7 protein-coding genes, 2 tRNA genes and 1 rRNA gene are annotated in these 6,218 nt (G+C 43.8%); 3 read left to right on the forward strand and 7 right to left on the reverse strand.

The genetic code is table 11. The features are described from left to right. Positions 1-22 precede the first annotated feature (22 nt). Entirely contained in the window at positions 23-712 is a 690-nt protein-coding gene (gene phoB / locus CBX98_RS19675; protein ID WP_005381752.1) for a phosphate regulon transcriptional regulator PhoB, read from the reverse strand. 224 nt (positions 713-936) lie between these two features. Between phoB and rdgC the strand changes: the two genes are divergently transcribed. The 3 genes from rdgC (at position 937) to CBX98_RS19695 (ending at position 3,674) form a co-directional block, all read left to right on the forward strand. Continuing rightward, complete coding sequence (gene rdgC, locus CBX98_RS19685) at positions 937-1,851, forward strand: recombination-associated protein RdgC (RefSeq protein ID WP_005391604.1); 915 nt, start codon at positions 937-939, stop codon at positions 1,849-1,851. A gap of 165 nt (positions 1,852-2,016) precedes the next feature. Then, positions 2,017-3,417, forward strand: coding sequence for a tRNA 5-hydroxyuridine modification protein YegQ (yegQ, locus tag CBX98_RS19690; protein WP_006741904.1), 1,401 nt, complete (start codon positions 2,017-2,019; stop codon positions 3,415-3,417). Between the two features lie 2 nt (positions 3,418-3,419). Further along, positions 3,420-3,674, forward strand: coding sequence for a YfhL family 4Fe-4S dicluster ferredoxin (locus CBX98_RS19695; protein ID WP_031780214.1), 255 nt, complete (start codon positions 3,420-3,422; stop codon positions 3,672-3,674). Between the two features lie 42 nt (positions 3,675-3,716). Here CBX98_RS19695 and CBX98_RS19700 read toward each other — a convergent pair whose 3' ends face one another. The 6 genes from CBX98_RS19700 to rrf all read right to left on the reverse strand — a co-directional run bounded on the left by CBX98_RS19700 (position 3,717) and on the right by rrf (position 6,216). Continuing rightward, positions 3,717-4,025 carry a hypothetical protein gene (locus CBX98_RS19700; protein ID WP_005391608.1) on the reverse strand — a complete coding sequence of 103 codons (309 nt, stop codon included), beginning with the start codon at positions 4,023-4,025 and terminating at the stop codon, positions 3,717-3,719. Between the two features lie 322 nt (positions 4,026-4,347). Beyond that, complete coding sequence (gene mepA / locus CBX98_RS19705) at positions 4,348-5,184, reverse strand: penicillin-insensitive murein endopeptidase (RefSeq protein ID WP_109170051.1); 837 nt, start codon at positions 5,182-5,184, stop codon at positions 4,348-4,350. 12 nt (positions 5,185-5,196) lie between these two features. After that, positions 5,197-5,529, reverse strand: coding sequence for a DUF1904 domain-containing protein (locus CBX98_RS19710; RefSeq protein WP_005391613.1), 333 nt, complete (start codon positions 5,527-5,529; stop codon positions 5,197-5,199). A 335-nt stretch (positions 5,530-5,864) separates the two neighbouring features. Further along, positions 5,865-5,941, reverse strand: a tRNA-Trp gene (locus CBX98_RS19715). Between the two features lie 35 nt (positions 5,942-5,976). Then, positions 5,977-6,053 (reverse strand) — tRNA-Asp (locus tag CBX98_RS19720). A gap of 46 nt (positions 6,054-6,099) precedes the next feature. Then, positions 6,100-6,216 (reverse strand): 5S ribosomal RNA (rrf, locus tag CBX98_RS19725). Positions 6,217-6,218: the final 2 nt, after the last annotated feature.

Below are 6,218 nucleotides of genomic sequence, written 5' to 3' on the forward strand. Positions count from 1 at the left end.
TACCGATAAGCTGCGTGTTAATTTATGCTTTTGTCGAGAAGCGGTATCCAGCACCACGAACAGTTTGGATCAGCTTATCATGACCTGCGGCTTCCAATGCTTTACGCAGGCGGCGAATATGAACATCGACCGTACGATCTTCGACATACACGTTAGTACCCCAAACATTGTTTAATAGCTGCTCACGGCTGTACACACGCTCTTGATGCGTCATGAAAAAATGCAGCATTTTAAATTCTGTTGGGCCCATATCTAATGGTGCATCATTAGCCGTGACACGGTGTGATACAGGATCAAGCTTCAATCCCTGCACATCAATTACGTCTTCCAATGCGGTCGGGGTTACGCGACGAATCACCGCTTTTAAACGGGCAACCAACTCTTTAGGAGAAAATGGCTTAGTAATGTAGTCATCCGCACCGACTTCTAAACCGCGCACTTTATCTTCTTCTTCACCACGAGCGGTAAGCATCACAACTGGAATGTTGCGCGTTAATTCCTCTCGCTTCATATGCTTGATGAAGTTAATGCCGCTGCCGCCTGGTAACATCCAATCCAGTAAAACTAAATCAGGGAAGGGTTCAGCCAGTTTGGTTACTGCAGTATCGTAATCTTCCGCTTCTACCGCTTGGTAACCTTTCTGCTCAAGTACGAAGCACAGCATTTCGCGAATAGGAGCTTCGTCTTCAACAACCAGAATCCTTCTAGACATAATTGAGTAACCTTATGTTCGTTGAGCTAATGAATTTAAGAGACAAAGCGCCTCTCTATGCATAAGCATTATCACTACCAATTATGACACTTTTGTGACCTTTGAAAACAAATTTTCATATAACTTTCTTTAGAGGTTCATTCGGATATTTTTCATTTCTATTAAGACATCAGCACAAAAATTCCCTATGATTAGTCCCTTGTCATCAAGCCTAGAGAAGATTTATGTGGTTTAAAAACTGTCTGGTATACCGCGTTAACCGCGAGGTTACTTTCAACGCCGAACAACTAGAAACTCAACTGTCTGAATTCCGATTCACCCCATGTGGCAGTCAAGATAAACAGAAATTTGGCTGGGTCAGTGCAATGGGTAGACATGGCGACATGATGACTCACGTGTCAGAAAACCGCATTCTGATTTGCGCCAAGAAAGAAGAGAAAATGCTACCTGCCTCAGTGATCAAAGAGTCATTGAATGCAAAAGTAGAAGCAATGGAAGCGCAAGAAGGTCGTCCTCTGAAGAAGAAAGAGAAAGACAACCTGAAAGATGACATCGTAATGGATTTACTGCCTCGCGCATTTAGCCGCAGCAGCCACACTCACGTGCTCATCATGCCAAAAGAAGGGTTCATCCTTGTTGACGCAAGCAGCTACAAAAAAGCGGAAGACGTATTAGCACTACTTCGTAAAACCATGGGTAGTTTACCTGTTGTTCCTGCCATTCCAGAAGTAGCGATTGAAACAACGCTAACCGAGTGGGTGAAAACGGGCGACACACCTCAAGGTATCACCATGATGGACGAAGCTGAGCTAAAATCCGTGCTTGAAGAAGGTGGCGTGATTCGTTGTAAGAAGCAAGAGCTGACCACAGATGAAATCCGCAACCACATCGCAGCAGATAAAGTCGTAACGAAGCTTGCACTTAATTGGCAAGATCGTATTGAATTCATCATGACAGAAGATGCGGGTATTAAGCGTCTAAAATTCTCTGATGAATTGAAAGATCAAAATGACGATATTCCACGTGAAGATCAAGCAGCTCGATTTGATGCAGACTTCTCTCTGATGTGTGGGGAGTTCAGTGCTTTCCTACCCAACCTATACGATGCGCTAGGCGGCTTACCAAATCCCAACGCTTAATATTGTATAAAGGTTAACCATAACGCCCTCACTTTTTTTGAGGGCGTTTTTCTATCTGAAGCACAATTACCCTAGTCACAGTTCACATTTTGACGTAAAATTTGCGCCCCATTTCCATTAGGTGGAATTGGCCTGACTTGTGATCAGATAAAAGAGAATTGAGCAATGACAACTGAGAAAGCATTCGTACCTGAGCTACTGTCTCCTGCGGGAAGCCTGAAAAACATGCGTTACGCATTCGCCTACGGCGCAGATGCAGTTTACGCTGGCCAACCTCGCTACAGCCTCCGCGTACGTAACAATGAGTTTAACCACGAAAACCTAAAAATCGGTATCGATGAAGCACATGCTCTAGGCAAAAAGCTTTATGTGGTATGTAACATTCAACCACACAACTCGAAGCTAAAAACCTTCATCCGTGATCTTAAACCAATCGTAGAAATGGGTCCTGACGCATTGATCATGTCAGATCCAGGCCTAATCATGATGGTTCGTGAAGCTTTCCCAGAAATGCCAATTCACCTTTCTGTACAAGCAAACGCTGTAAACTGGGCGACTGTTAAGTTCTGGGCAGCGAATGGCGTGGAACGAGTGATCGTTTCTCGCGAGCTATCTCTAGAAGAAATCGAAGAAATTCGTGAGCATTGTCCTGAAACTGAACTTGAAGTATTCGTTCACGGTGCATTATGCATGGCTTATTCTGGTCGTTGCCTACTTTCTGGTTACATAAACAAACGTGATCCTAACCAAGGCACTTGCACCAACGCGTGCCGTTGGGAATACAAAGTGGAAGAAGGCAAAGAAAACGATGCTGGTGATATTGTAGAGAAGTTTGACCCATCTGAAGCACAGCCTGTCGAAGTACAAGACGAACGCCCTGAAACCACAATTGGTCGTGGTAAACCAACGGATGAAGTCGTTCTACTTTCTGAAGCGCACCGTCCAGAAGAAAAAATGGCAGCGTACGAAGATGAACATGGTACTTACATCATGAACTCTAAAGACCTACGTGCGGTACAGCATGTTGAGCGCTTAACTAAGATGGGTGTGCACTCGCTGAAAATCGAAGGTCGTACTAAATCATTCTATTACTGTGCTCGTACTGCACAGGTTTACCGCAAAGCAATTGATGACGCTGTAGCAGGCCGACCATTTGATGAAAGCCTAATGGGTACACTAGAGAGCCTAGCTCACCGTGGCTATACCGAAGGCTTCCTACGTCGTCATACTCACGATACCTACCAAAATTACGATTACGGCTACTCAGTCTCTGATGCTCAACAGTTTGTCGGTGAGTTCACTGGTAAACGTCGTGGTGATATGGCTGAAGTAGAAGTGAAAAACAAATTCCTTGTCGGTGATAGTCTTGAGCTAATGACGCCAAAAGGTAATGTTGTTTTCACGCTAGAAGCGATGGAAAACCGTAAGTCAGAGTCTATTGAGGATGCCAAAGGGAATGGTCACTTCGTCTTCATTCCAGTACCAGCAGATCTAGATTTAGAATACGGTCTATTGATGCGTAACTTGAACTCAGGGCAGGACACCCGTAACCCGACTGGTAAGTAATCATGGCCTTGCTCATTACTGACAAATGCATCAACTGCGACATGTGCGATCCCGAATGCCCCAATGGGGCAATCAGCATGGGAGAAAGCATTTTCGAGATTGACCCAGCTCTATGTACAGAGTGTAAGGGACATTACGAAAAGCCGACCTGTCAGTCAGTGTGTCCGATTACAAAATGCATCATTACAGACCCGGATCATGTAGAAACAGAAGAGCAGTTACTGGAGAAGTTCGTGATTATTCAAGGGTTGGCATAAGAACAAGTAGGTTCAACTTTGGAGACAAAGTTGAACCTTTTTTTAACCCGACTTTTCAATAGGATAGATATTACAAAACAACTCTTTTTCAAAATGAGACTCTAACCTATCTCGCCAATTTTCTGCTTGGGAAACCGGCACAAGATAAAAGTTTTCTCGGCTCGTATCCGTAACGAAAGCCATTCCATATTGCATCAGCTCGTAATGCACATCATTAACAAATCCGGGATCAAGACGCTGACGTCCTGTCAGGTGATTTACATCAACCCGAGTCAATAAGACCCCTTTCGTTTCACTGCTAAATCTGTGTCTTAACCACTCTGCAAATTCTTTTGCACAAATCATAGTCATGGTTTTATCCTTGATTTACTCTTCTAGCAGGAGAAGTATCCATTCCCGCCTCACACACTTGTCTGCCTTGTTATTGCTTCGCTAGCCAACTGACAGACATATTGCTAAGAAACCAAAGTATCGTGACGAAAGATCTTTCTAAACAGAGAAGTTACGACTTACCTATACTACAACTCTTTGTTTAATTTAGATTTCTATATTATGTCACCAAAACTAATTAGGTTAGTTTTTGTATTGGTATTATTCACTGTAGACAAAAGTATGATGTTTCTCCAGTTTCATAAAAGAGATACGTAAGGGAATATAAACCTATAGAGTCACTCTAGTTAGTAGAGATAAGTGATTGGCATTGCGGTGGAATCGCTTTTTTTCGCTTGGGCTTAGTAATAACTTTCGCAGACGGAGGCTTATCGATAGGCTTAACTTTCGGTCCCCAACTAGCAAGCTCTACCCCGCAACCATCACCAGCGGGAGGCAGAGCTTGTTCAACACAGTAGCCACTCGACTCAGGACAAGATAACCTGACGTGGAAGTGGTAATGATGCCCCCACCAAGGGCGAACTTTACGTAACCAAGAACGTTCTTTGCCTTCTTCTTGCGAGCAAAGCTGCTCCTTAATGACAGGATGTACAAAAATTCGTGCAACATCCTCACTCTGAGCAGCATATCGAATCAGCCTAAAGTGCCTATCTTCCCAGCGATGGTTAAGTATGGAATAACCTTTTAAGTCCACCACACTCATTGGCTTAGGGAGTTGTAATTCGTTATAAGAAAGCGGTTGGTCAGCGAGTCTTAACCAGATATCAATATCTAACCCAGTTTGGTGACTAGAATGGCCAGAAGAAAACCTTCCTCCTCTTGGTAAAGACAGGTCACCTATAAGCAGCGTTGTGTTGAGATTTTGATGAGCTTTAAGCGCTAGGTTTTCAATAAACTCTATCGTTTTAGGGTGCCCATAGTAGCGTTTCGTTTTACTGCGTAAAACTTGATAACCAACGCCATCAAGAGGCAAAGGTAATGCACCATCCAAACAACCGTTAGCATAGCTACCAATAGAGGAAGAAGAGTTTTGGGTAGGGTTAGCAACAGACTCCCAAGGAGTAGAGTATACAGAAGCTGAGAAACATAAACCCAAAGATACAATGAAACTCAGCTTCATAGATTTTAGCCTTTAGTAGTGTTCGCCATTATCGTAATAAGCTTTAGGGGATAAAGCTGAAAAGATAACTGCAACATCAATATCCGCACCAGCAATACCACGAACTTGCTGTGTAATAAGCTTAGCAACTTTATCTTGTACTTCCTGACCACGATCAAACCAAAGCACTTCGACAAAAGGATATGCAGCACTCACCTCGCCCTCATTGAAAAACGTAGTGTAGATATACTCAAAAGTAAAATCCTCACGCGGACAGTCCATCAGAGGCTGAAGTTCATCCGTCAGAGGCTTTGATAGTGCCTGAACAGCTTGCGGCTCTACAGCACGGAATCGAAAATGTGGCATAAACTTACTTCCTAATTATTAGCATTAACTCATGATAATAACAGGAACCAAGTCAGTAATCATCCAAGCCAATGTAACCACTAACCTTTTCTATACACGTCATATAGATCAAGTAGTAAATCAACTAGCTCACTAACGAAGAATAATGGGAGTATGAAGAGAGGTAAGAAGGGGTAAAATGATACACCGAAGCTTAGTGAGGCAATCTATTGCAAGGGAAATAGAATGGCTTAAGTCACCGATGTAATATGTTCTTAAGATCAATATGTATCAGATATCGACAACTATTCGTTAGAAACGAAAAAGGCTCCGACCTAAGTCAGAGCCTTGATATATGGCAGGGGTGGAGAGATTCGAACTCCCAACACGCGGATTTGGAATCCGCTGCTCTGCCAATTGGAGCTACACCCCTGCAGTTCGTGTTTAATGAGACGACTCTCAAATAAGTGGCGGAGTGGACGGGACTCGAACCCGCGACCCCCGGCGTGACAGGCCGGTATTCTAACCAACTGAACTACCACTCCGCAGTGGTATCACCCGCTTGTAATCAGCAAGTGTCCATAATTTAAAGCCTGGCGATGTCCTACTCTCACATGGGGAAGCCCCACACTACCATCGGCGCTATTTCGTTTCACTTCTGAGTTCGGCATGGAAATCAGGTGGGTCCAAAACGCTATGGTCGCCAAGCA

The organism is Vibrio sp. T9 (genome assembly GCF_003123985.1).
GTDB classification, from domain to species: domain Bacteria; phylum Pseudomonadota; class Gammaproteobacteria; order Enterobacterales; family Vibrionaceae; genus Vibrio; species Vibrio diabolicus.